Origin of the sequence: Streptomyces sp. NBC_01335 (assembly GCF_035953295.1) — a bacterium.
Lineage (GTDB): Bacteria > Actinomycetota > Actinomycetes > Streptomycetales > Streptomycetaceae > Streptomyces.
Genome location: NZ_CP108370.1, coordinates 2,706,707 through 2,731,711 on the forward strand (window position 1 = coordinate 2,706,707; position 25,005 = coordinate 2,731,711).

General features: G+C 71.1%; 22 protein-coding genes. 10 read left to right on the plus strand and 12 right to left on the minus strand.

Translation table 11 applies throughout. The features are described 5' to 3' along the window. Window positions 1-138: 138 nt before the first annotated feature. The 4 genes from OG599_RS11505 to OG599_RS11520 all read left to right on the plus strand — a co-directional run bounded on the left by OG599_RS11505 (window position 139) and on the right by OG599_RS11520 (window position 5,321). On the plus strand, window positions 139-879 hold the full coding sequence (locus tag OG599_RS11505; protein WP_327175891.1) for a TetR/AcrR family transcriptional regulator: 741 nt from the start codon (window positions 139-141) through the stop codon (window positions 877-879). 435 nt (window positions 880-1,314) lie between these two features. Then, on the plus strand, window positions 1,315-2,298 hold the full coding sequence (locus tag OG599_RS11510) for a PrsW family intramembrane metalloprotease (protein ID WP_327180000.1): 984 nt from the start codon (window positions 1,315-1,317) through the stop codon (window positions 2,296-2,298). 175 nt (window positions 2,299-2,473) lie between these two features. Further along, the gene (locus tag OG599_RS11515; protein ID WP_327175892.1) at window positions 2,474-2,779 is read left to right on the plus strand and encodes a heavy-metal-associated domain-containing protein; all 306 of its coding nucleotides are present in this window, start codon (window positions 2,474-2,476) and stop codon (window positions 2,777-2,779) included. A 214-nt stretch (window positions 2,780-2,993) separates the two neighbouring features. Next, complete coding sequence (locus tag OG599_RS11520) at window positions 2,994-5,321, plus strand: heavy metal translocating P-type ATPase (RefSeq protein WP_327175893.1); 2,328 nt, start codon at window positions 2,994-2,996, stop codon at window positions 5,319-5,321. A 637-nt stretch (window positions 5,322-5,958) separates the two neighbouring features. On the opposite strand, the gene OG599_RS11525 is transcribed toward OG599_RS11520, so the two are convergent. Together OG599_RS11525 and recD2 are read right to left on the minus strand one after the other, a co-directional pair. Beyond that, window positions 5,959-7,257: a citrate synthase gene (locus OG599_RS11525; protein ID WP_327175894.1), complete on the minus strand. Its 1,299-nt coding sequence runs from the start codon at window positions 7,255-7,257 to the stop codon at window positions 5,959-5,961. A gap of 224 nt (window positions 7,258-7,481) precedes the next feature. After that, on the minus strand, window positions 7,482-9,725 hold the full coding sequence (recD2, locus tag OG599_RS11530; protein ID WP_327175895.1) for an SF1B family DNA helicase RecD2: 2,244 nt from the start codon (window positions 9,723-9,725) through the stop codon (window positions 7,482-7,484). 183 nt (window positions 9,726-9,908) lie between these two features. On the opposite strand from recD2, the gene OG599_RS11535 reads away from it, so the two are divergent. Then, the gene (locus OG599_RS11535) at window positions 9,909-10,085 is read left to right on the plus strand and encodes a hypothetical protein (protein ID WP_442809417.1); all 177 of its coding nucleotides are present in this window, start codon (window positions 9,909-9,911) and stop codon (window positions 10,083-10,085) included. Window positions 10,086-10,131: 46 nt separating this feature from the next. Here the strand turns inward: OG599_RS11535 and OG599_RS11540 are convergent, their stop codons facing one another. After that, window positions 10,132-11,289, minus strand: a complete 1,158-nt coding sequence (locus OG599_RS11540; RefSeq protein WP_442809418.1) for a PP2C family protein-serine/threonine phosphatase — start codon at window positions 11,287-11,289, stop codon at window positions 10,132-10,134. A gap of 309 nt (window positions 11,290-11,598) precedes the next feature. On the opposite strand from OG599_RS11540, the gene OG599_RS11545 reads away from it, so the two are divergent. Continuing rightward, on the plus strand, window positions 11,599-11,952 hold the full coding sequence (locus tag OG599_RS11545; protein WP_327175896.1) for a hypothetical protein: 354 nt from the start codon (window positions 11,599-11,601) through the stop codon (window positions 11,950-11,952). A gap of 173 nt (window positions 11,953-12,125) precedes the next feature. On the opposite strand, the gene OG599_RS11550 is transcribed toward OG599_RS11545, so the two are convergent. After that, on the minus strand, window positions 12,126-13,061 hold the full coding sequence (locus OG599_RS11550; RefSeq protein WP_327175897.1) for a LysR family transcriptional regulator: 936 nt from the start codon (window positions 13,059-13,061) through the stop codon (window positions 12,126-12,128). Window positions 13,062-13,188: 127 nt separating this feature from the next. Between OG599_RS11550 and OG599_RS11555 the strand changes: the two genes are divergently transcribed. Further along, window positions 13,189-14,436 carry an MFS transporter gene (locus tag OG599_RS11555; protein ID WP_327175898.1) on the plus strand — a complete coding sequence of 416 codons (1,248 nt, stop codon included), beginning with the start codon at window positions 13,189-13,191 and terminating at the stop codon, window positions 14,434-14,436. Between the two features lie 760 nt (window positions 14,437-15,196). Further along, window positions 15,197-15,538 carry a DUF6281 family protein gene (locus OG599_RS11560; RefSeq protein ID WP_327175899.1) on the plus strand — a complete coding sequence of 114 codons (342 nt, stop codon included), beginning with the start codon at window positions 15,197-15,199 and terminating at the stop codon, window positions 15,536-15,538. Window positions 15,539-15,700: 162 nt separating this feature from the next. On the opposite strand, the gene OG599_RS11565 is transcribed toward OG599_RS11560, so the two are convergent. Continuing rightward, complete coding sequence (locus OG599_RS11565; RefSeq protein WP_442809419.1) at window positions 15,701-16,138, minus strand: hypothetical protein; 438 nt, start codon at window positions 16,136-16,138, stop codon at window positions 15,701-15,703. Then, window positions 16,135-16,380 (minus strand): hypothetical protein, encoded by a 246-nt coding sequence (locus tag OG599_RS11570; protein WP_327175900.1) that lies wholly within the window; start codon window positions 16,378-16,380, stop codon window positions 16,135-16,137. The genes OG599_RS11565 and OG599_RS11570 overlap by 4 nt, the downstream gene beginning before the upstream one ends. Before the next feature lie 145 nt (window positions 16,381-16,525). Here OG599_RS11570 and OG599_RS11575 point away from each other — a divergent pair, with 145 nt between their 5' ends. Together OG599_RS11575 and OG599_RS11580 are read left to right on the plus strand one after the other, a co-directional pair. Continuing rightward, window positions 16,526-17,365 (plus strand): helix-turn-helix domain-containing protein, encoded by an 840-nt coding sequence (locus OG599_RS11575; protein WP_327175901.1) that lies wholly within the window; start codon window positions 16,526-16,528, stop codon window positions 17,363-17,365. Beyond that, entirely contained in the window at window positions 17,337-17,567 is a 231-nt protein-coding gene (locus tag OG599_RS11580; protein WP_327175903.1) for a DUF397 domain-containing protein, read from the plus strand. Before OG599_RS11575 ends, OG599_RS11580 begins: the two co-directional genes overlap by 29 nt. Window positions 17,568-17,669: 102 nt before the next feature. Here the strand turns inward: OG599_RS11580 and OG599_RS11585 are convergent, their stop codons facing one another. From OG599_RS11585 to OG599_RS11610, 6 genes are all read right to left on the minus strand, one after another. Beyond that, window positions 17,670-18,956 carry an ankyrin repeat domain-containing protein gene (locus OG599_RS11585; protein WP_327175904.1) on the minus strand — a complete coding sequence of 429 codons (1,287 nt, stop codon included), beginning with the start codon at window positions 18,954-18,956 and terminating at the stop codon, window positions 17,670-17,672. A gap of 214 nt (window positions 18,957-19,170) precedes the next feature. After that, the gene (locus OG599_RS11590) at window positions 19,171-19,920 is read right to left on the minus strand and encodes an HNH endonuclease (RefSeq protein WP_327175905.1); all 750 of its coding nucleotides are present in this window, start codon (window positions 19,918-19,920) and stop codon (window positions 19,171-19,173) included. Between the two features lie 5 nt (window positions 19,921-19,925). Then, complete coding sequence (locus OG599_RS11595; protein ID WP_327175906.1) at window positions 19,926-21,362, minus strand: AAA family ATPase; 1,437 nt, start codon at window positions 21,360-21,362, stop codon at window positions 19,926-19,928. Between the two features lie 482 nt (window positions 21,363-21,844). Then, on the minus strand, window positions 21,845-22,684 hold the full coding sequence (locus tag OG599_RS11600) for a sugar phosphate isomerase/epimerase family protein (RefSeq protein WP_327175907.1): 840 nt from the start codon (window positions 22,682-22,684) through the stop codon (window positions 21,845-21,847). Further along, a complete protein-coding gene (locus OG599_RS11605; protein WP_327175908.1) occupies window positions 22,681-23,823 on the minus strand; it encodes a dihydrodipicolinate synthase family protein in 1,143 nt (380 codons plus the stop codon). The genes OG599_RS11600 and OG599_RS11605 overlap by 4 nt, the downstream gene beginning before the upstream one ends. Next, window positions 23,820-24,971 carry a Gfo/Idh/MocA family protein gene (locus tag OG599_RS11610; RefSeq protein ID WP_327175909.1) on the minus strand — a complete coding sequence of 384 codons (1,152 nt, stop codon included), beginning with the start codon at window positions 24,969-24,971 and terminating at the stop codon, window positions 23,820-23,822. The genes OG599_RS11605 and OG599_RS11610 overlap by 4 nt, the downstream gene beginning before the upstream one ends. Window positions 24,972-25,005: the final 34 nt, after the last annotated feature.

Below are 25,005 nucleotides of genomic sequence, written 5' to 3' on the forward strand. Positions count from 1 at the left end.
GGACCCGGGCCGCTCGAAGCGGCACGGGTCGGCCATTGCCGCATAGACTGGCAAACACGAGTGGTAGCTCGCGTTTCTCAAGAATGCGAGCGACCGCTCGCGTTTGTCAATCACTCTCACGAGGGCTGGGGATGAACCATGTCTGAGGCCGGAGCCGAGCGGGCCGCCACCGCGGCGGCCGAGGAACCGACGGCGGAGAAGGCGCACGGCGGCACCGAGCCGGACCAGGGGGCCGCGAACACCCCGGCTCCCCGCCGCCGCCAGGCGCGCGGCGAGGCCCGGATGACCCAGCTGCTCGCCGCCGCCGCCGACGTGTTCCGTACGCAGGGCTACACCGCGGCCAGCACCAACGCCATCGCCCGCGAGGCCGGCGTCTCGCCCGGCACGCTCTACCAGTTCTTCCCCAACAAGGAGGCGATCGCCGTGGAGCTCGGCGACCGCCTCCTGCGCCGCTGGCAGGAGACGTACGGCGAGCCCGTCACCCTGAGCCACGCCGAACTCGCGCTGGACCGCCTGCTCGACACGGCCCTCGATCCGCTGATCACCTTCAACACCGAGAATCCGGCGTTCCGCGTCCTCATGCACGGGGGCGAGGTGCCCGGTCGGATCACCGAGAAGCACGACCTGGTGCACGACGCGATGCTCACCCGCGTCGAGGTTCTCCTCGCGGGTTACCTGCCGGAACTTCCCGAGGCGCGGATACGGCGCGTCGGCGCCATGTCCTTCCAGCTGTTCAAGGCCGGAATCGACCTGATCATGACGCACGAGGGCGAGGAGCGGGAGGCGTACGCCCGCGAACTGAAGACGGTGATGTTCCGCTACCTGAACCCCCTGCTGGACGAGGCGGACCGACTCTCCCGCACCCCGGACTCCGCCTGACCGCATCCCGCCCGGCCGCACGGCACGGGATGCGCCACGACGCGAGGCACGGCAGGGGGCGCGGCGCGGGGGGCGACAGGGCCACCGCTCACTGGCATATGCCCCGGAACATCCCGAACAGTGCGACGACATGCCCCACCAACGACCGTCGCGCGCCGACGACACGCCCTTCACGCACCGGCCCTGACGCGCCCGGACACAGCCCATAGTCTGTGCCGATCCCACCCGGTTCACCCCGGCCGTCACGATTTCGACCGATCCACCCCGATTCCCCCTCCCGTTCCGCCCCGATTCCCCTCCCGATCCCACCCCGATCACCCTCCCGACCGATCGCCCCTCCCGCCCCCCTCCCGGGAGCCGGGAGGCCCCCCACCAGGAGCCGGCGTGAACTGGTCCTCCTCCGACGCCCCACCGCCCCCGCCCCCACCTCCGCCACTGCCCCCCGGCCCGCCGCCCGACCCGCGTGCCGGACCTCCGCCCGGACCCCCGCCCGGCCCGCCGGGCGCACCCCGGCCGCGTCCCGGACTCTGGCGGCGCTGCCTCTGGGGCGGGGTCGTCTCGTGGGCCCTCGCCGCCGGGGCCACGTACCTCACCGAGAACTCCACGCTGCTGCCGACACTGATCCTGCTCGGCAGTTTTCTCGTGCCGGCCGTGTTCGTGCTGTGGGCGTACGAGCGGCACGGCGAGGACCTCGGGCCGTCCCTGATCCTGGGCTCGTTCCTGACCGGCGGAATCCTGGGGGTGCTGGGCGCCTCGGTCCTGGAGTACTACCTGCTGCACCAGACCTCGGTCTGGCTGTTCCTCGGCGTCGGCCTGATCGAGGAGGCGGTGAAACTGGGCGCCCTGATGTTCGTCCTCCGCCGCCACCACTCCGTCCGCGGCCGCAGGGCCGGGCTGGTGCTGGGTGCCACGGTGGGCTTCGGCTTCGCGGCGTTCGAGAGCGCCGGGTACGCCTTCAACGCGGCGGTCACCCTGGAGGGCATCAACCTGCGCGCACTGCTGGAGACCGAGGTGCTGCGCGGGGTGCTCTCCCCCTTCGGACACGGCCTGTGGACGGCGATCACCGGCGGGGTCCTGCTGGTCCGCCGGGAGGCGAACGGCCGGTTCCGTTTCCCGCCGACGGTCGTCGGCACCTTCCTCGGGGTCGCCGTCCTGCACGCCCTGTGGGACTCGATGCGGGGCATCGCCGTCTGGTTGGTCGCCCGGGTCACCGGCGACGGGCAGGTGGACTCGATTCCGGCCCGGGGGTTCCTGGAGAACCCGACCGACCAGCAGCAGCACCTCTTCACCGTGATCTCGGTGGGCGGCACGGTGGCGACCACTCTGGTCGGGGTGTGCTGGCTCCGCGTCCTCGTCCTGCGGTCCCGGCAGGAGCGGGCGCGGGCGACGTCGGCGCCCAGGGTGAGGCGCTCGCCTTGATACCCCCTAGGGGTATAGTCTGGAGAGTGAGGCAAGGGGGCTTCGGACCGCCCCGGACGCGCACCGGATGTCCTGAGTCCCTCATACAACGCTCAATATGCCGATTTGTTGCGCTTTCGACCTACGGCTGACGCCGCGGTCACACTCTTCGGCATTCCGATCAGAGGAGAACACCATGACCGCCGAGACCGAGATCCCTCAGGCCGCCGCCCGCTCCTGCTGCTCGTCCGGGGCCGATCACGGTGCCCCCGCCGAGGTGGCGATCGGCTCGGTCACCGCGGTGTACGAAGTGAAGGGCATGACCTGCGGCCACTGCGAGGGCGCCGTCTCCGAGGAGATCTCCGCCATCGACGGGGTGACCGAGGTGAAGGCCGTCGCCGCGAGCGGCCAGGTGACCGTCTCCTCCCGTGCTCCGCTGACCGAGGACGCCGTGCGCGCCGCCGTCGACGAGGCGGGCTACGAGTACGTCGGCAAGGCCTGACCGACAACGGCCCGATCAGCGACGGCCCGAACGCAAACGGCCCGAACGCAAACGGCCCGGCCGGCAACGGCCCGAGCAACAACGGTCGGCCCGGACAGCCCCCGCCGGGGCAGTTCGCCCGGGCCACCGCCCCACCCGCCACCCTTCGGGCCGGACGCCACCAGCAGATACTGGTGGGGTACGGCCCCGAAGTGTTTCTCCCAGGAGTTCGGACATGGCCAGCACCACCACAACCGAGGTCACCACAGCCGATGCACCGGCCCCGGAGGTCTCCGAGACCGAGCTGATGATCGGCGGCATGACCTGCGCCTCCTGCGCGGCGCGGGTCGAGAAGAAGCTGAACCGGATGGACGGCGTGAGGGCCACGGTCAATTACGCGACCGAGAAGGCCCACGTCTCCTTCGGCCCCGACACGGATCTGGCGGATCTCGTCGCGACCGTCGAGCGGACCGGCTACACCGCCACCCCGCCCCCGCCCCCACCGCCGCCCGAGCCCGTGGCGTCCGCCGCCATACCCGGCGAGGCAGCCGGGGCGGGGGCCGGGGCCACCGGGCACGAAGCGGAGAGCGAGAAGGACGGCCCCCTCGCCGCCCTCCGGCAGCGCCTGACCGTGTCGGTGCTGCTCTCCGTGCCGGTGGTCCTGCTCGCGATGGTCCCGGCGCTCCAGTTCGACAACTGGCAGTGGCTCTCGCTGACGCTCGCCGCTCCGGTGGTCGTCTGGGGCGGGCTGCCGTTCCACCGCGCCGCCTGGACCAACCTCCGGCACGGCGCCGCCACCATGGACACGCTGGTCTCGGTCGGCACGCTGGCGGCGTTCGGCTGGTCGCTGTGGGCGCTCTTCTTCGGAGACGCCGGGATGCCGGGCATGCGGCACGGCTTCGACCTGGTGGCCTCCCGCGCCGACGCGTCGTCCGCGCTCTATCTGGAGGTCGCGGCCGGGGTGGTGAGCTTCATCCTGCTCGGCCGCTATCTGGAGGCCCGGTCCAAGCGGAAGGCGGGTTCGGCGCTGCGGGCGCTGATGCACCTCGGGGCGCGGGACGTGGCGGTCCTGAGGAGCGACGGTACGGAGGTACGCGTCCCGGTCGCCCGGCTCGCGGTGGGCGACCGGTTCGTGGTGCGGCCCGGCGAGAAGATCGCCACGGACGGCACGGTGGCCGAGGGTGAGTCCGCGGTGGACGCCTCGATGCTCACCGGCGAGTCCGTGCCGGTCGACGTGGGCCCCGGCGCCACGGTCACCGGGGCGACGGTGAACGTCTCGGGCCGGCTCGTCGTGGAGGCGACCCGGGTCGGGGCCGACACCCAGCTCGCCCGGATGGCGAGGCTGGTGGAGGACGCCCAGAACGGCAAGGCCGAGGTGCAGCGCCTCGCCGACCGGGTGTCGTCGGTCTTCGTACCGGTCGTCCTGCTGATCGCGGTGGCCACGCTGGTCACCTGGCTGCTGGTGACGAACGACGTGACGGCCGCGTTCACGGCGGCGGTCGCCGTACTGATCATCGCCTGCCCCTGCGCCCTCGGGCTCGCCACGCCCACCGCCCTCATGGTCGGTACGGGGCGCGGCGCCCAGCTGGGCATCCTGATCAAGGGCCCCGAGGTCCTGGAGGCGACCCGGCGCATCGACACGATCGTGCTCGACAAGACCGGCACCGTCACCACGGGCCGGATGGCGCTCCGGGCCGTGCGCACCGCGCCGGGGACGGACGAGGACGAGGCGTTGCGGCTGGCCGGGGCGCTGGAGCACGCCTCGGAACATCCGGTCGCCCGTGCGGTGGCCGCCGCGGCGGCCGAGCGTCTGGGGGCGCTGCCGCCCGTCAGCGGCTTCGGGAACGTCGCCGGGCTCGGCGTACGCGGCACGGTGGACGGCCGTACGGTCCTCGTCGGCCGGCCCGCGCTCCTCGCGGAGGCCGGGATCGCCCTGCCGCCGGAACTGGAGTCGGCGCTCGCCGGTGCCACCGGGGCCACGGCCGTGGTGGTCGGCTGGGACGGGAAGGCCCGCGCGGTCCTGGAGGTGGCGGACACCGTGAAGGAGAGCAGTGCCGAGGCGGTCGCCGAGCTGCGCCGGCTGGGTCTGCGCCCGGTGCTGCTGACCGGCGACAACCGGGCGGTGGCCGAATCCGTGGCGCGTGCCGTCGGGATCGACGAGGTCTATGCCGAGGTGCTGCCCCAGGAGAAAGTGGAGGTCGTGCGAAGGCTCCAGGCGGAGGGCCGGTCGGTCGCGATGGTCGGTGACGGCGTGAACGACGCCGCCGCTCTGGCCACGGCGGATCTGGGGCTGGCGATGGGGACGGGGACGGACGCGGCGATCGAGGCGAGCGATCTCACATTGGTGCGTGGAGATCTCAAGGTGACGGGGGCCGCGATCCGCCTCGCGCGGCGTACGCTGTCCACCATCAGAGGCAACCTCGTCTGGGCCTTCGGGTACAACGTGGCGGCCCTGCCGCTTGCTGCGTTCGGCCTGCTCAACCCGATGATCGCGGGAGCCGCCATGGCGTTCTCCTCCGTGTTCGTCGTGACGAACAGCCTGCGCCTGCGCTCCTTCACGTAACTTCCACAAAGAGATCTAGATCACATCGATTTGAGGGTAACCATTCAATGGGTTCGTGAGTCTTAGAGTGCGATGCCAAGGATGTCTTGGGGGACGTCCGATGAAGTGTCTTGGGGGACGCTTCATGGCAAGCGTTGGCCGGGGCACGTGCATCGGGGAGCTTTGAGCGGCCCTCCCGTACGTACCCCGGCGGACCGCAGCAGGACAAGGGAGTGCACACTCCCTGAAGACGCCCGGCCGGATCCCGTGGGGGGAATCCGCTCCGGGATATGGGAAGCGCCCTGTTCGTCGACCCGTGGGGGGATCGACGGCGGGGCGCTTCCTGCTGTTTCCGGCCATGTCGAGGGGCGCGCCACGGAGCCCCGGGCCCCACAACGCCGAATCGCCCCGGACGCCGCGCTCTGGGCGAGCGCGGCACGCGGGGCGAAGGCAGTCGGCCGAGGAGGCCGGGCGGTGCGGTGGTGCGGGTACTTCGATCAGTGCGGGCACTGCGGGACAGCGAGTACTACGGGTCCTACGGGAGACGCGGGCGGAACGACTACGGCGCGCGGCCCTACGGGTACGGCGCCACGCGGCTCATGCGGTCGTCGCGCCGTACCGGTCCGCCCGGGCACCGGAGTGCGCCGTGCGGGGTGCGTCAGCGGCCCTCGACCGGGACGAAGTCGCGGAGGACCTCACCCGTGTAGATCTGGCGCGGGCGGCCGATGCGGGATCCCGGCTCCTTGATCATCTCGTGCCACTGGGCGATCCAGCCGGGGAGGCGGCCGAGCGCGAAGAGCACGGTGAACATCTCGGTCGGGAAGCCCATGGCCCGGTAGATGAGACCGGTGTAGAAGTCCACGTTGGGGTAGAGGTTGCGCGAGACGAAGTACTCGTCGGAGAGCGCGTGCTCCTCCAGCTTGAGCGCGATGTCGAGCAGCTCGTCGGACTTGCCGAGGGCCGACAGGACGTCGTGCGCGGCAGCCTTGATGATCTTGGCGCGCGGGTCGAAGGACTTGTACACCCGGTGGCCGAAGCCCATCAGGCGGACGCCGTCCTCCTTGTTCTTCACCTTGCGGATGAAGGAGTCGACGTCGCCGCCGTTGGCCTGGATGCCTTCCAGCATCTCCAGCACGGACTGGTTGGCGCCGCCGTGCAGCGGGCCCCACAGCGCGGAGATGCCGGCGGAGATCGAGGCGAACATGTTCGCCTGCGAGGAGCCGACCAGGCGCACGGTGGAGGTCGAGCAGTTCTGCTCGTGGTCTGCGTGCAGGATGAGCAGCTTGTCGAGAGCCGAGACGACGACCGGGTCGAGCTCGTACTCCTGGGCGGGGACCGAGAAGGTCATGCGCAGGAAGTTCTCGACGTAGCCGAGGTCGTTGCGCGGGTAGACGAACGGGTGACCGATCGACTTCTTGTACGCGTACGCGGCGATCGTCGGGAGCTTCGCCAGCAGGCGGATCGTCGAGAGGTGGCGCTGCTCCTCGTCGAACGGGTTGTGGCTGTCCTGGTAGAAGGTGGACAGCGCGCTGACGACCGAGGACAGCATGGCCATCGGGTGGGCGTCGCGCGGGAAGCCGTCGAAGAACCGCTTGACGTCCTCGTGCAGCAGGGTGTGCTGGGTGATCTCGTTCTTGAAGGTCGACAGCTCGTCGACCTTCGGAAGCTCACCGTTGATCAGCGTGTACGCGACCTCAAGGAAGGTCGAGCTCTCGGCGAGCTGCTCGATCGGGTACCCGCGGTAGCGGAGGATGCCCTGCTCACCGTCGAGGTAGGTGATGCCGGATTTATAGGCGGCGGTGTTGCCGTACCCGCTGTCCAGCGTCACGAGGCCGGTGTTGGCCCGCAGCTTCCCGATGTCGAAGCCCTTGTCGCCGACGGTGCTGTCGATCACCGGGTAGGTGTACTCGTCATCGCCGTACCGCAGTACTACAGCGTTGTTGGTGTGCTCGCTCACGTCATCCCTCACCGACGTAGTGCCTCTTCTTCGAGGTGCCCTGACTAGGTGCCCTGTGCCCTGACTGTCTCCACCCTCCCCCATTTGGCTCAGGAGAGTGCACTCGGGGTCGTCCATTGGACCTAATGGCGGCACTGAGTGCCGTCAACTTAGTCATCCTGCCCCCTCCCCGTTGGTTCCGGAAGCCCTGGGTGATGTTTCCCACCGATTTGATCGATCATTTTTTACGGTGAGTCTCCCCCCGCCCCTCCCCTGAGCCGGAAATCCAGCGCCGTACAGCGCCTCCCGGCGGAAACCGTGCGGACTGCCTGCCCGATCGCCTTGCGGGAGCCGACCAGGACGACGAGCCTCTTGGCCCGGGTCACGGCGGTGTAGAGGAGGTTGCGCTGGAGCATCATCCAGGCGCTGGTGGTGACGGGGACGACGACGGCCGGGTACTCGCTGCCCTGGGAGCGGTGGATCGTCATGGCATAGGCGTGGGCCAGCTCGTCCAGCTCGTCGAAGTCGTAGCCGATCTCCTCGTCCTCGTCGGTGCGCACGGTCAGCCGCTGCTCGTCGGTGTCCAGCGAGGTCACGACGCCGACGGTGCCGTTGAAGACGCCGTTCTCGCCCTTCTCGTAGTTGTTGCGGATCTGGGTGACCTTGTCGCCGACCCGGAAGACCCGGCCGCCGAACCGCTTCTCCGGCAGTTCGGGGCGGCCCGGGGTGATGACCTGCTGGAGCAGGCCGTTGAGGTGCCCGGCGCCGGCCGGGCCCCGGTGCATGGGGGTGAGCACCTGGATGTCGCGGCGCGGGTCGAGCCCGAACTTCTTCGGGATGCGGCGGGCCGCCACGTCCACGGCGAGCACCCCGGCGTCCTCCGTCTCGTCCTCCACGAAGAGGAAGAAGTCGTCGAGTCCCTGGGTGAGCGGGGGCTGTCCGGAGTTGATGCGGTGGGCGTTGGTGACCACCCCGGACTGCTGTGCCTGGCGGAAGATCCGGGTCAGCCGGACGGCCGGTACGGGCCCGCCCTCGGCGAGCAGGTCCCGCAGCACCTCGCCCGCGCCGACCGACGGCAGCTGGTCCACGTCGCCCACGAGGAGGAGGTGGGCACCGGGTGCCACCGCCTTCACGAGCTTGTTGGCGAGCAGCAGATCGAGCATGGACGCCTCGTCCACGACCACCAGATCGGCGTCGAGCGGGCGGTCCCTGTCGTACGCGGCGTCCCCGCCCGGTTTCAGTTCGAGGAGCCGGTGCACGGTGGACGCCTCGGCGCCGGTCAGCTCGGAGAGGCGCTTCGCGGCCCGCCCGGTGGGGGCGGCCAGCACCACCTTCGCCTGCTTCGCGCGGGCCAGCTCGACCACGGAGCGTACGGTGAACGACTTCCCGCACCCCGGTCCGCCGGTCAGCACGGCCACCTTCCGGCTCAGCGCGAGGCGCACCGCCGCTTCCTGCTCGGGCGCGAGGGTGGCGCCGGTCCGACGGGCCAGCCACTCCAGCGCCTTCTCCCAGTCGACCTCCTGGAAGGCGGGCATCCGGTCCTCCGGGGTCCGCAGCAGCCGGCGCACCTGCCCGGCGAGGGAGAGCTCTGCCCGGTGGAAGGGCACGAGGTACACGGCCGTGACCGGTTCTCCGCCCTCCGGGGAGGGCACCTTCTCGCGTACGACGCCCTCCGGGTCGGCGGCTAGTTCGGCGAGGCACTCGATGACAAGGCCGGTGTCGGCCTGGAGCAGCTTCACGCCGTCGGCGATCAGCCGTTCCTCGGGGAGGTAGCAGTGGCCCTGGTCGGAGGACTGGGAGAGGGCGTACTGCAGTCCGGCGCGCACGCGTTCCGGGCTGTCGTGCGGAATGCCGACCGCCTGGGCGATCCGGTCGGCGGTCAGGAAGCCGATGCCCCAGACGTCGGCGGCCAGCCGGTAGGGCTGGTTCTTCACGACGGAGATCGAGGCGTCCTCGTACTTCTTGTAGATCCGCACCGCGATCGAGGTCGAGACCCCGACCGACTGGAGGAAGATCATGACCTCCTTGATCGCCTTCTGTTCCTCCCAGGCGTCGGCGATCTTCTTGGTGCGCTTCGGGCCGAGCCCGGGGACCTCTACCAGCCGCTTGGGCTCGTTCTCGATGATGTCGAGGGTGTCGGTGCCGAAGTGGGTGGTGATCCGGTCGGCCATGACCGGGCCGATGCCCTTGATCAGCCCGGAGCCGAGGTAGCGGCGGATGCCCTGGATGGTGGCGGGGAGCACCGTCGTGTAGTTCTCCACGACGAACTGTTTGCCGTACTGCTGGTGGGAGGCCCAGCGGCCCTCCATCCGCAGCGACTCCCCCGGCTGCGCGCCGAGCAGCGAGCCCACCACGGTGAGCAGGTCGCCGCCGCGCCCGGTGTCGACGCGGGCGACGGTGTACCCGTTCTCCTCGTTGGCGTAGGTGATCCGCTCCAGGACCCCTTCGAGGACTGCCAGGTTGGGGGGCGGGGTGGGCGCGTTGGGCATGGATCGACGGTATCGGGTGGTGCCGACAGCGCTGTACGGGGAGGAGTCGTGACGACGGCCCGGCCGGGCGGAGGCCGCGCACTCCGCGCCTCATCCCGGCGACTCCGGACCGGGAGCAGCCGCCTCAGGGCCGGACGACGGTCTTCTCCAGCAACTCCTGTGGACCACCCCGGGTGGTCCTGCGTGTACGACTCCGACCCCGTCCGGGCCGCCGGCCATCGCCGCCGCCTCGTGGACGAGTTGGCCGAGCCCGGCACGATCGGCTTCGGCATCCACGTCGCCGACGTGGTGTTCGGCCGGGTCCGGCGCGACGGCGACGGGCCCGCCTGGAAACCCGTGGAGGCGGCGGAGCCGCGGTGACGACGGACTGACGGGCGGGGCGGGGGCGGGCCGGGGCGCAGAGCGGTCAGGCCGGAGGCGCGGCCGGGCGCTCGATGACGATCATGGCGGCGTCGTCGCCGAGTTGCCCGCCGACCCAGTGCATCAGGTCGCGTCGGAGACGGCCGAGGAAGGCGTCGGCGTCGCGCTCGGGCCAGCCGGTGACGCGCTCGGCGAGCGGGTAGAAGGTGCCGCCCGCGTCGCGGGCCTCGGTGACGCCGTCGGTGTACAGCAGCAGGAGGCTTCCCGGCTCGAACGGGAAGCTGTCGACGTGGTACCTCGGGTGCACCAGTTCCCCGAGGCCCAGTGGGGGCGCGGGGTGGCGGACGTCCATCGTCGTCGGCCGGCCGTCGCGCAGGACGACCGGCGGCGGATGCCCGCAGGCGACCATCTCGACCCGGCCGTCCCGGTCGGGGATGTCCAGGACGGTGGCGGTGATGAACGTTTCTCCGTAGCGGCTCGTCTCGCCGGGCTCCATGAGGTCCCAGCACACACTCCGGTCGAGGTAGCTCACCAGCTCGCCCAGGGTCGACCGGCGGTGGGCGGCGACGCGGAACGCGCCGAGGAGCAGGGCGGCGTCGTTCACCGCGGTCATCCCCTTGCCGCGTACGTCTCCGACGATCAGCCGGGTGCCGGTGGCGGTGCGCGCCACCGCGTACAGGTCCCCGCCGATCTGGGCCTCGGCCTCGGCGGCGAGGTAGAGCGAGGCGACGCGCAGCGGTCCGAGCCTCGTGGGCAGTGGCGGCAGGACCACGCGCTGGGCGGCCTCGGAGACGTACCGTACCTGCGCCAGCTCCTTGGCCCGGCGCTCCCTCAGCACGCAGAAGATCACCAGCATCGCGCCGACCAGCAGCAGGGATACGGCCTGGGCCTGGTGGTTGGTGGAGAGCAGTTCGTCAGGATCACCCACCAGCCCGATGGCCGTCTGCGCGAGCGCCGCCAGTGCGGCGATCAGGCCCACCGTCCGGGGCCCGGCGAACGACACCGTGACCGCCGGGGCCGCGACGAGCAGCGGGCCCAGGTGGATGTCGGCCGGAGCGAGAAGGTCGATCAGCGACACCGCGACGATCCAGAGGACCGGGACGGCGATCAGGAGCCGGCTCCGGCCCCCGCGCCCCTCCCGGCCTCGCCCTCGCCCCGCCCAGCCTCGTCCCTCCCGACGAGGTCCTTCGCCACGCTGTGACATGCCTCCTCTCTACACCGCCCCCACCCGGCCCGCACGCAGGGACGGGCGGGGCGAACCGTGGGGAGACGGTCGTGGCGGGCCGGCACCGGCTTTTCGACGATGCCGATCCTCCCCGGAGGCCATGGGCGAGGAAATCCGCGCGCAGCGGTCACCCCATGGGCGAGGAAATCCGCGCGCACTGGACACCCCTCCCCGCACACCCGAGAACCGAACGTACGTCCGGTGCGTCACTATGCTGCGGAACGCATCCACGCCGCCGCCGTCTCCCCCACACGGCCCGGCACCACTCCTTGCCGCAGAGGACCCGCCATGCCCGCTCTCCGTACGTCCGGCCGCCGCATCGCCGCCCTGGCCGCCGCGTCCGTCGCCGTGCTCCTCCTGAGCGCCTGCGGCGCGGACCCGGTGCACGGGACCATCACGGAGAAGGAGTACAAGCGCAGCACCACCACGTACACCAATGAGCCGGTCACGCGCAGCGAGTGCTCGTCGACCAGGAAGAACGGCAAGACCAAGAAGTCGTGCCACCAGGTGAAGACCGGTGCCACCAAGCGCGTCGCGCACCACAAGGACGAGTGCTACCAGATCGAACTGGACAACGACGCGCACGAGTTGTGCATATCGAAGAGCAAGTGGAACAAGGTGCGCGTCGGCGACAAGTGGTGAGCGAAGGGGCGCGGCGGCGCGGCTGATCGCGACCGTGGCCGGTGCCAGGTGGCCTCTCCGCCCCGGGCCGTGGCGTCCGGCCCCGCGGGCCCGTCACCGCGCTCGTACGACCCACGGACCCGCGTTCCCCGGGAAGGACACCTCTCCGGGGCAGGCCGCCGCCCGGCGTGCGGTCAGCGCGGGGTCACCCAGCCCGGCACCCAGGTCCCGGCGGCGTCGTGTCCGGTCGTCGTGGCGGCGATGTGGGCGCGGAGGGTGGCCAGGGCCGGGTGGGGGTTGTCCCGGTGCCAGAGGAGTGAGTGCGGGTAGACCGGCGTCGGGTCGGTCACCGGGATGCGGCGCAGGTCGTGGCCGGTGGGCCAGATGAGGCGGGTGTGCTCGCCCATGAAGGTGGCCAGGGCCGGGGTGTCGGCGATGGTGTCGAGGAGTGCGTCGGAGCCGAAGTTGGGGCCGGTCGCCTCGATGGTGAGGCCGAACCCGGCGACGAGGTCGTCGTAGTACGCGGCCCATTCGGTACCGGGGACGATGCCGGGCATCCAGATCCGGTGCCCGGCGAGCTGGGCGACGGTCACCGACCGGGCGCCCGCCAGCGCGTGGGCGGGGCCGGTGAGGAGCTGGAGCGGCTCGTCGAGGACCCGGACCGACTCGATGTCCTCGGGCAGGGGCAGGCCGGGCGCGGCGACAGCGCGGAAGGACGCGTCGATCGCACCGGACCGGAGGGCGGCGAGGGCCGTCTCCATCTCGAACAGCATCACCACGTCGAGGTCGAGGTCGGGGTACGCCTGATGGAAGCCGCGCATCAGGCCCGACTGCGCGCCGCGCGAGTTCAGCACGTCGACGCGGAGCGGACGGCGGCCGGGGCGCACCGAGGCGACCGCGCGCTCGGCGACGCGCAGCAGTTCACGCGCGTGGGGCAGGAACGCCCGTCCGTCGATGGTGAGCTCGGCACCACGCGGGGCCCGGGTGAACAGCCGCACGCCGAGGCTGCCCTCCAGGGCGGCGATGCGCTTGGAGACGGCCTGCTGGGTGATCGACAGGTCGGTGGCGGCTTGTCGGAACCGGCCCGTTTCCGCGACGGCGACGAAGGTGCGTACCGCTTCGAGGTCCATGCCGACCCACCCTAGTGAACAACGGAAGGTTGTGAGCAGCAGGCTGTTCGGTTGTTTGACCTGCGGGTGTGCTGCCCGTTTAGCTCTCATGGGTCAACCTCGGTTTGTTCAGGTGGGAGCTTCGCGCATGGTGAGCAGGAGGCCGTTGGGCCGGCCGTTCGGCCTGCTGTGGACGGCGTACGCGGTGAGCGCCTACGGGTCGGGGCTCGGGTTCGGCGCGTTGCCGCTGATCGCCGTGCTGGCGTTGCACGCCAGTCCCGCCGAGGTGTCCGCGCTCTCCGCGGTGGGGCCGGCGGTGGGGGCGCTGATCGCGCTGCCGCTCGCGCCGTGGGTGGAGTTCCGGCGCAAGCGGCCGGTCATGATCACGATGGACCTGACCCGGTTCGCGGCCATGGCGACGATCCCGGTCGCCTACGCCTTCGACCGGCTCGGTTTCGTCCAGCTGCTCACGGTCTCGGCCGTAGTCGCCGCGGCCAAGATCGCCTTCAACTCGGCCAGTGGCGCCTATCTCAAGGCCCTCGTCCCGCCGGACGACCTGCTCGTGGCCAACGCGCGGTTCGAGTCCACGAACTGGAGCTCCATCGCGGTCGGGCCTCCGCTGGGCGGGGCGGCGATCGGCCTGTTCGGGCCGGTCGTCACCGTGGTCGCCGACGCGTTCAGCTACCTGCTCTCGGCGCTGTGCATCACCGCGATCCGCAGCCGGGAGGAAGCCCCGGTGACGGCGGGCAGGAGCCCGGCCCGGTCGGGCGCGCTGCTCGACGGCTGGCGGCACATCATGGGGCATTCCGGCTTGCGCGCGCTCTACCTCAACCAAGTGCTCGTCGCCGGTCTGATCATGGCCACCGAGCCGCTGCTGGCCGTGCTTCTCCTCCGCCAACTCGGTTTCCCGCCCTGGCAGTACGCCCTCGCCTTCGCCGCCCCCTGCTTCGGCGGGCTCATCGGCTCGCGGCTGGCCCGCCGTGTCGTGGCCCGGTACGGCCGGGAACGGGTCTTCCGGACCGTCGGCACCCTGCGTGCCGTCTGGCTGATCGGCCTGGTCTTCGTGCGTCCCGGCGTCGTGGGCCTCGTCACCGTGATCGCCGTCGAGCTGGCGATCATCGTCAACATGAGCCTGTACAGCCCGGTGCTCGCCACCTACCGGCTCGAACAGACCCCCCAGCACCTCGTCGCCCGCACCCTGTCGGCCTGGTCCATCGGCCAGCAGGCGTCCATCGCCGTCCTCACCGCCCTCGCCGGGCTGCTCGCCGACGCCACCGGCCCACGTACGGCGCTCGCGGTCGCCGGACTGCTCATCCTGGCCACCCCACTCCTGCTTCCCCGACGCGACCGGACCGGGTCGCCACACGAGACGGAACTGTCCCGAAGCCCTTCATGACCCGCGACCTCGCCGTCCGCCGGGCCATTTCGCCGGTCGGTCAGGTCGACGTCCTATATTCCCTTGCTCTTTTCGGGGTGCCCCGAGACCGTGGACCGGGGCACGTCGAACATCTCGGCAGCCTGCCGGGGCGTCTTCTCGCTCTCCTCGACGGGCCGTTGGGCGGGCGCGGTCCGGACCGGCAACGGCGAGCTTGCGCCGGAGCCCGCCGAACCGCCCGCAGGCCCGCGCGGAGGCGAACCGTCAGCGGCAGGTACCTGCTCCGGAACCGGGACGAGGGGGACACTCATGGCTCGATGCAAGGCCTGCCCTGAGAGGAAGGGCGAGTGCCGTACGTGCAAGGGCACCGGGAAGACCTACGGATGGGGCGGGCAGCGCAACTGCGACAAGTGCGGGGGCGACGGCGTCTGTTGCGGATGCAACGGCAAGGGGTACACATCCGGCTGGTAGCGGCCGGCCGTGAAACTCGGGCGGCCCGGAGTCACAGGAAAGGGCTTCGGGCCGCGCCGAGCAATACGTGACGTCCCACCACGCGGTCCTACGAGTCCCAACTCCGCACGTGCGACAGGGGAACCAGATCCAAATCGCCCACGTCGAACCGCGGAACACGAGGGGCCTCACCCTGGGCACGGTCTCATTCCCGCCGAGCCATGGCGAGGTCACTCGGCGGAGAGGGCGCGCTCCTCTCCGCCGCATCGACTGAGGGGGGACACTCATGAGTTGGACCAGGCGATCCGCCGGCTTGCTGATGGCGGCGGCCATGGTGACATCGGTAGCCGCGTGCACGGACGAGGGCCACGCCGAGGTCCTGTGCGTCGCTCGGTACACCTACCAGGGCAGTTCGTACCAGGACGTGGGGAACGTGAAGTACACCGTCGGAAAGAAGCTCGGCGCCGCCACGGCACCGCCCTGCGACGACACCGGCGACTCGGGCGGGAACGAGGAGCCGGTCGGGACGGGGACACCTGCGTACGCAGTGGACGGCGTCTCCACCAGGGTCGCCATCGCTGTCGGGGACACGCCGGAGACGACCAGGTTGTACGCCGTCTACTCCGGCGCGAACCTCCCGCCCGAGGTGCAGAAGCTGGTCGACGGCTCCTGATCCGACCGCTTCTGATCCGACGGCTCCTGATCTGCGCCTGATCAAAAACGCGGGGCTCGGTGTGGGTCCAGGGCTGACGCCACACCGAGCCGCGCGCAAGTGCCGTTCGCAGCCTCGCCCGGTCGCAGGCAGCCGGTAGCCGGTAGCCGACGAACCGGGTGATCACGTGCCGGGCAGGCCCGAGGACGAACGGGAACCGGCCTCGACGCCGTCGATGGCCTCCACCGTGTCAGCGATGTCGTAGGCACCGTGGTCGTCGTCGCCGTCCTCCTCCTCCTCAAAGTCCTCGAAGTCCTCGACCTCACCGCGAGCGCCCAGCCGAGCCCCCCGGCTCTCGGCGATGCGTTTGACGTCCCGGAGCGCCTCGCTCAACCGGTCGGCGAGGTACCGGTACTCCGCCCCCGTGACCCGCCGATCCGCCAGCAGTGCGGTCGCGTGGTCGAGCAGGTTGCCCGCCATGCCGAGTTGGACGCTCTCGATGTTGTCCGCCATCCGCGAGACGTACCCGGTGCCGTCCCCCAGCACCCAGCACTGCTTGCCCCCGGCTCCGGTCCACGGCAGCAGCCGGAACGTACCGCGTGCGCGATGCTCCTCGATCATGCCGCGACCTCCGTCACGGGAGTGGGCGGGGCGGTGGCCGCGATCCGGTCGGCACGCCACTCGTGCGCCAGGAGGTAGGGGCGGATCAGCTGCGTGTCCTCGCCGCGCAGGGGGCGTTCGCCGGTACGTCGGGTGGTGGGGCCGGACGGGTGCGGCCGGGGGCCCGGGGCGGGGAGGGCGACCCGGGAGGGTCGTACCAGCCGCCTCAGCGAGCCGGCGAACCGGCGGACGAGGTCCTTCATCTCTGCGCGTTCTCCTTCTGGTGACGGCACCCACGAACGGGTGCGTTCCGTGGTGAATCCATCACAGAGTGAGGGCGCTGCTGGCTACGCTGCCAGGGGTTTGGGCTTGACAGCCCGCCTGTCAGGAAAGGGGAGTTGGTACCGCATGGTTGTGGAGCAAAAGCCTCGGACTCTGAGGGAGAGGTACGGGGCGGAACTGCGACTACGGCGGTTGGCCGCCGGCCTGACACAGGGAGGGTTGGCCGCTGAGTTGCTCTGCTCATCAACTCTGGTCAGCCACTGGGAGGCGGGGCGACGGCTGCCGAACCCCGATGACGCCCAGCGGATCGACCTTGTCCTAAAGACGGACGGCTTCTTCTTCCGTTGGCTGGAGGATCTGGACGCCAGATACGCGCAGTACTTCCAAGCGGTGATCGAGCTGGAGCGCGAGGCCGTCCAAATCCGCAACTACGGCTCTCTCCTCATTCCTGGTCTGCTTCAAACAGAGGCATACGCACTTGCCGTGTTCCAGGCGTACCGCCCCAACCACTGTTCCGAGCCACTTGACGAGTACGTTGTCAAGCGCATGGAGCGCGGGCGGTTGCTCACCGAATCATCGACCCCGGTAGCGTGGACGCTGCTGGACGAGGCGGCCCTCCGGCGTACCACCGGCGGGCCGGGCGTCATGGCGGAGCAACTGCACAAGGTGGCGGACATGGCCGAGGCCGGTCGCCTCCGACTGCACGTGCTGACTTTCGCGTCGGGGGCCCATGCTCTGCTGGAGAGCATGCTCTACCTGATGGACTTCGCCGACGCGAGTCCGATCGCCTACGTGGAGGGACTCCTCACCGGGCATCTGATGGACCAACCGGCCGAGGTTGAGGCGTGCCAGAGGGCCTACACACTTGCCTTGAGCGAGGCGGCATCCTGCCAGAAGTCAGTAGCCCTCGTCAGAAGCATCGCAAGGGAGTACGAGCATGCGCACCACGCAGATCAAGATCGCTGACATGGAAGGGATCACTGGTTGGTTCAAGTCCACTTACAGCGGCGGAGGTGGCGGCGCCAGCGACTGCCTCGAAGTAGCAAGCGGCCACTCCACCGTCCCCGTCCGCGACAGCAAGGCCGTCAACGGCCCCGCGCTCGTCTTCTCCACCGCCGGATGGTCCTCGTTCGTCGCCGCCGTCAAGAGCGGCGACTTCGACGCCTGACCGGGCGCCGTACCGCCTACCGCCGTACCGCCGTACCGCCGTACCGCCGTACCGCGTGGCGAACGCGCGCACCAGTGAACTGGGTCGGTTCCGTACGGTCGTTCACCCCTCCAGCGGGTGGATGCGGATGCCCGCTTCCCGGCGTTGCTGGTACCGCCACACCTCGCTGAGTTCGTACGCGAGAGGATCGCCGGGTTCCCCCGGGCGGAGCGCGCGTTCCCCTTCCACGCACCGCTCGTCGTCGTGGAGCGCCAGGCCGTCCACCGCGGCGAACCGGACCCGGCGGACCTCGTCGGTGAGCCGGGCGGCCATCGCGTCGGCGAGGGCTGGATCGCGGTCCCGGCCCACGGCGATCGTCCGGCAGGCGGCCTCCCGCACCAGGGCGTCCGGGTCGGCCGTCAGCTCCAGCAACGCGGCTCGGACGCCGCCCGGGAACGCCGACGACCTGCTGAAGCCGGCGGCCACCGTATGCCGGACCAGGGCGACCGGATGCCCGGCGTGCGGCAGGAGGGCAAGGTCGCCGCGCTGGTCGCCGTGCTCGGCGACGCCCGTCAGAACTTCAGCGAGCACGGCGTGGTCCGACTCGTGGGTGGACCAGTCGAGGAAGATCTCCAGGGCGGGTGCGGCGAACGCGTCCTCGTCGGACTCGTCGAAGAGATGGGTCAATCGCAGGACCTCGGCTCCCAACAGCCGGTGGAGCGGGCCGGGGTGGGTGCGCAGCGCCTCGGCGGCCGTCCAGGTCTCCTGGTCGCGTCGGTAGGCCAGGGTCATGGTGACGCCCGCCCACACGGCGTGCTCCTGGTCGGGGAAGGACATCGCGCGGTCCCTCATGTCCCGGAAGGGGACGCGGAGTCGGGTGCGGGGGCGCAGGGCCTCTTCCAGGAGAGTGAGGATCGCGGCGTGTCCTTCGCGCACGGTCGCTCCGGCGAGTGTGAGCTCGTCGACCCAGAGAAAGTCCTCCTCCTTCACCCGGGTCCGGGTGACCGCGCCCCCGGCTCCGGTGCGTCGTCGCAGTTCGGTCTCGGCTCCGCACCTGTACCGGTGGAGGGCCAGTTCGCGCATCTCCAGCAGCTCGGAGGAGGGGTAGTACGGCCGGCTTCCTCGTGCGAGGAGCGCTTCGACCAGGGCGGGCGAGCCGGATTCGACTGCTCGGCGCAAGGGCCGCACAGCGTCCGGACCGCACGTGCGGGGATCGGCGCCGTGGGTGATGAGCAGGCGGGTCGCCGCGTGGGAGTAGGTCTGGATCGCGAGGCAGAGGGCTGGTGCTCCGCGTGCGTCGCGGGTGTCGGGGTCCCCGCCCTCGGCGAGGATGTCCTGCAATCGGTCGGTGTCCCCGCTCCGGATCGCGGTGATCAACGGAGCCTCGACGGCGTCCCGTTCCTCGCTCACTCTCGCCCTCCCCCTCGACACACGGCTCAGGCCGCCGACGGCCCCGCGCTCGTCTTCCCGCCCGCCGGGTTCCGGTGCTCAGCGGGCTCGTGACCGGCGGGCTCGTGACCGGCGGCCTCGTCGGCCGACGCACTCGTCTCCACCGGTGGCTCTCCTCCGGACTCGGCCATGGAACCTCTGGACCCGCACATGAAGAATGGCAGGTCTCGCACCCTCACGCCCGCGCGAGGAAACTCGCCCGCAACTCCGGTTCGCGCAGCAGCGCCAGGGTCTCCTCCTCGCCGTCGAAGAGCAGGTCGGCCGCAGGGTGCGCGGACTGGTGGAACATCGCGGCGAGTACGTCGGCGAGCGGGCGGTCCCAGGCGACGCGGGCGACCTCGTCGGCCTTGGTGTGCTGGCCCCGGTCGGTGGCTATGCGCCAGAGTTCGACGGACTGCTTGGCCGTGGCGTAGGCGGTGCGGCGCCCGGCGACGAGTACGCCGCGCCGGTTGAGGCCGAACACGTCTATGCAGGCTTCGCCCTGGGCGCTGAGGCCCTTGTACGTACAGAGCGGCAGCACCAGCCGTAAGTGGTGCAGCGGGTCGTCCAGGGTGGGGTCGAGGAGGAGGGGTCTGCCGGTGCGGGCGTCGCGCGGGAAGAGGTCGCGCTTCTGGTTGCTGTTGCAGTAGGAGCAGGCCAGCAGGTAGTTGGTCCAGTCGAAGGTGCGCAGCGGCGCCTGGCTCTTCGGCTCGAAGTGGTCGATGTCGGTGCCCTGGCTGTCGCCGCAGTACATGCAGCGCTGGTGGCCGGGGGCCATGTCGGTGAGGGCGGCGAGGACTCCGGGGCGCACCCGTCTGCGGACGGCGAAACGGCCCCAGAGGCCGATCGCGGTCGCCTTGCGGTCGGAGGCCGCCGCGTCCGCGATCTGCCGGGTGTAGGTCGCCAGGTGTTCCTGGGTGTCCGGGGGGAGTTCGGGGCGGACCATCCGGATCACTTCGTCTCGCCGGCCTCTCCGTCCTCGTCGGCCTCGTCTGCGTACCTGTCGGACCCGTCCTGGACCTGGTCGGCGATCCGGTACAGCCGGGCGGAGACCTCGTGGGCGCGGGCGGTCGGGGAGCTGGACAGCAGGCTCTTGAGCTCCTTGTAGCGGGCGACGGTCTCGGGCGAGGTGTCGCCCTCGTACACCTTGGATTCGAGCGCGACGAACTCGGCGCGGGCGTACTCGGCGCGTTCCGAGTACGGGGTGTCGAGGCCGAAGAGGTCGGAGAGGACGGCGTCGTCGCCGCTGCCGTAGACGACGCGTTCGTACAGGTCCTCGGGGACGACCTCGGGGGCGGCGCCCTCGTCGACGCCGGGCAGGCGGATCAGGCCGCCGGGGTCGGCGGCCTGGCAGATGTAGGGGCTGTGGGTGGTGACGATGAACTGGATGTTGGGGAAGTGCGTGGTCAGCCAGGGGCCGATGCGGCGCTGCCAGGAGACGTGGAGGTGGGCGTCGATCTCGTCGATGATCACGACCCCGGGAACCTGGAGCGGGCTCGGGCCCTCGCCTTCGCCGCCCCGGCCCAGCGCGTGGTCCCCGAAGGCGTCGTGGATCTGCTTCAGCAGGTCGACCACGAGGGCGGCGACGGTACGGAACCCGTCGCTCATCTCCCGCAGCGGGAAGCGGTGTCCGCCCCTGGTGACCCAGAGGCCCTCGGAGTCGACGTCCTTGATGCGGTAGCCGTCCGGCAGGAGCCCGTCGCCGAGGACGGAGAGGGCGGCCTCCTTGAGGGCGAGGGCGCCCTCCCGGCCTTCGAGGGCGCGCAGATGCTGTTCGATCAGCCAGGCGACGCCCTCCGCCAGCGAGGCGTCCTCGTGGAAGAGGCTCGCCTGCCGGGCCACCGGCCCCGAGGCCAGCATCAGGCGCTGTACGTCGCCCGAACCGCCCGCCATCCGCCGGAACGGCCCGTACGCGGCGCAGAACCAGCCCACCGGGTTGTCGGCCCACGGCCCCCGCTGGGCGGCGCTGGCGCTCTGGGTACGGGAGTTGTTCCGGATCTCGCCCAGCGCGGGCTGCGCGCTCTTGCGCCCGGCGGCCGACTCGCCGGGGGGCGTCCAGCGCAGGCCCGTACCGAACTTGTTCTGGGTGCGGCCCGAGGCGGTGAACTTGTCGAAGTCCTTGTCGCGGACGATCTCCGCCGAGGCGCTGCCCGACTCCGCGCCGCGCGTGACCCAGTTCTCGAAGCCCTGGACCAGCCCCCGGGCGGCCACCGGGCCGCTCAGCGCGAGCGCCAGGGCCCGCAGCAGGGTGGTCTTCCCGGCGCCGTTGCGGCCGGCGAGGACCGTCCAGCCCGCGTGCGAGCCGTCCGGGCGGGTCAGGGTCAGGTCGACTTTGCGCGGTCCGTTGAACGACTTGATGTTCTCGATGGTGACGCGGGTGACGTACATGGCTGCTGACGGTTCCTTCCGGGGCGCGAGGGGCCGGGAGCGCGCGGGTCGGTGTCGCGAGGGTCGGTGTCGCGGGAGTCCGTGTCGGGAGAGTCCGTGTCAGGTGTCAGGCAGGGAGGGCCGGCGCGGGTGGTGGCGAGCGCGAGGGGCGGCTGTCCGACGCGCGAGGCGGCTGTCCGAGTTTACGAGGCGTGGGGCGCGGGGGCGTAGCCATCGGCGCCCCGGAAAAAGTAAACGCGGCCCGACCGCACCGGACGGGGCGCGCGTCGGGCCCCGTTCCCGTACGCGTATCCGTGACGGCCCCGGAAAAGCGAAACGGGCCCGGCCTCGCGGCCGGGCCCCTCTCGCTTTCCCCCCTCGTCGGGTCTTCCCGTTCCCCCCGGACCCCTCCCCCGGAAGTCCCGACGCAGAGTGTGACCGGGCAGGGATGCCAAGGGTTGTACGCCTTGACCATTCCTTTACCCAGGCCGCTGGAAGCGCTCTCAGCAGGCGTGTTCCTGGAAGCGGGAGACCACCTCGGCGAGGACTTCGCCGCCGTCGCGGGCCCAGAGGCCCTCGTTGAAGATCTCCACCTCGATCGGGCCGTCGAAGCCGGTCGCCTCCACCAGCGTGCGCAGCACGTGGAAGTCGACGCTGCCGTCGCCGAGCTGACCCCGGCCCAGCAGGACGCCCTCGGGGAGCGGGGTGATCCAGTCGGCCAGCTGGAAGGAGTGGATACGGCCGCCGGCCCCGGCGCGGGCGATCTGCGCGGGCGCCTGGTCGTCCCACCACACGTGGTACGCGTCGACCACCACGCCGACCTGCTCGGCCGGGAAGCGTTCGGCGATGTCCAGCGCCTGGGAGAGGGTCGACACCACGCACCGGTCCGACGCGAACATCGGGTGCAGCGGCTCGATGGCGAGGCGGATGCCGCGCTCGGCCGCGTAGGGGGCGAGCTCGGCGAGGGCGTCGGCGATGCGTTCGCGGGCACCGGCGAGGTCCTTGCTGCCCTCGGGCAGGCCGCCCGAGACGAGGACCAGGGTGTCGGTGGAGACGCCCGCCGCCTCGTCGATCGCGGCGCGGTTGTCGTCCAGGGCGCGGGCCCGGGTCGCCGGGTCGATCGCGGTGAGGAAGCCGCCCCGGCAGAGGCTGGTGACGGTGAGGCCCGCGTCGGCGAAGAGCCGGCCGGCGCGCTCGACGCCGTACTTCTGCACCGGTTCGCGCCAGAGGCCGACCTGGCCGACGCCCGCCTTCGTACAGCCCTCGGCGAGTTCCTCCAGGGACCACTGCTTGATGGTCTCCTGGTTGACGGACAGGCGGCCGACGTTGCTCGGGGTGGTCATCGGGTTCCTCCCTGGACGGTCAGCAGGGCCCGCATCCGGCTCTCGGCCAGCTCGGGGTCGGGGAAGAGGCCGAGGCGGTCGGCGAGTTCGTACGCCTTCGCCAGGTGTGGCAGCGAACGGGCCGACTGGAGGCCGCCGACCATCGTGAAGTGGTCCTGGTGCCCGGCCAGCCAGGCGAGGAAGACCACGCCCGTCTTGTAGAAGCGGGTGGGTGCCTGGAAGAGGTGGCGGGAGAGCTCGACCGTCGGGTCCAGCAGGTCCCGGAAGCCCTGGGTGTCGCCGGTGTCCAGGACCCGTACGGCGTGCGCGGCGAGCGGGCCGAGGGGGTCGAAGATGCCGAGCAGGGCGTGGCTGAAGCCGCGGTCGTCGCCCGCGATCAGCTCCGGGTAGTTGAAGTCGTCGCCGGTGTAGCAGCGGACACCGCTGGGCAGCCGGCGGCGCACGTCGATCTCGCGGGCCGCGTCGAGCAGCGAGATCTTGATGCCGTCGACCTTGTCCGGGTGCTCGGCGATGATCTTGAGGAAGGTGTCGGTGGCCGCGTCCAGGTCGGACGAGCCCCAGTACCCCTCAAGAGCCGGGTCGAACATCGGTCCCAGCCAGTGCAGGACGACCGGTTCGGTGGCCTGGCGCAGCAGGTGGGCGTAGGTCTCCGCGTAGTCCTCGGGGCCCTCGGCCACGGCGGCGAGCGCGCGGGAGGCCATCAGGATGGCCTGCGCGCCGCTCTCCTCGACCAGGGCGAGCTGCTCCTCGTACGCGGCGCGCACCTCGGCGAGGGTGGCCGGGCCGGTCAGCTGGTCGGTGCCGACCCCGCAGGCGATCCGGCCGCCGACGGCCTTCGCCTCGGCGGAGGAACGGCGGATCAGCTCGGCGCCACCGGCCCAGTCGAGGCCCATGCCGCGCTGGGCGGTGTCCATCGCCTCGGCGACCCCCAGCCCGTGCGACCAGAGGTGGCGGCGGAACGCGAGGGTGGCGTCCCAGTCGATGGCGGCGGGCCCGTCCGGGCTGACGTCGACGTACGGGTCGGCGACGACGTGGGCGGCGGAGAAGACCGTGCGCGAGGCGAGCGCGGAGCCGCCGGGGGCCAGGTCCAGGGGTGCGGTGCGGGGCTCGTACGCCCCGTGCGGGAGGTGGATCGTCACAGCGACAGCTCCGGCACGTCGAAGCGGCGGCCCTCTGCGGCCGACTTCAGGCCCAGCTCGGCGAGCTGCACGCCCCGGGCACCGGCCATCAGGTCCCAGGAGTACGCCTCGTCCAGGACGACGTGGCGCAGGAAGAGCTCCCACTGCGCCTTGAAGCCGTTGTCGAAGGTGCCGTTGTCGGGGACCTCCTGCCACTGGTCCCGGAAGGACTCGGTGACGGGGAGGTCGGGGTTCCAGACCGGCTTCGGGGTGGCCGACCGGTGCTGGACGCGGCAGTTGCGCAGGCCCGCGACGGCGGAGCCGTGGGTGCCGTCGACCTGGAACTCGACCAGCTCGTCACGGTTGACGCGCACGGTCCAGGAGGAGTTGATCTGGGCGACGGCGCCGCCCTCCAGCTGGAAGATGCCGTACGCGGCGTCGTCGGCGGTCGCGGCGTAGGGCTCGCCCTGTTCGTCCCAGCGCTGCGGGATGTGCGTCTGGACGTGCGCCTGCACGGTGTTGACCTTGCCGAACAGCTCGTGGAGGACGTACTCCCAGTGCGGGAACATGTCCACGACGATGCCGCCGCCGTCCTCGGAGCGGTAGTTCCACGAGGGGCGCTGGGCCTCCTGCCAGTCGCCCTCGAAGACCCAGTAACCGAACTCGCCGCGCACGGAGAGGATCTCGCCGAAGAACCCGCCGTCGATGAGGCGCTTCAGCTTGAGCAGGCCCGGCAGGAAGATCTTGTCCTGGACCACGCCGTGCTTGATGCCGGCGTCCCGGGCGAGGCGGGCGAGGTCGAGGGCGCCCGCCACGTCGGTGGCGGTGGGCTTCTCGGTGTAGATGTGCTTCCCGGCGGCGACGGCCTTCTTGATCGCCTCGACGCGCGCCTGGGTGACCTGGGCGTCGAAGTAGATGTCGATGGTCTCGTCCGCGAGGACGGCGTCCAGGTCGGTCGACCACTCGGTGAGGCCGTGCCGGGCGGCCAGCTCCTCCAGCGCGTGGGCGCGGCGTCCGACGAGGACGGGCTCGGGCCACAGCACGTCACCGTTGCCGAGGTCGAGGCCGCCCTGCTCGCGGATCGCGAGGATCGAGCGCACCAGGTGCTGCCGGTATCCCATACGACCCGTCACGCCGTTCATGGCGATGCGCACAGTCCTGCGAGTCACGAAAAGTTCCCTTCATCGGCCGTAGCAAGCGCTT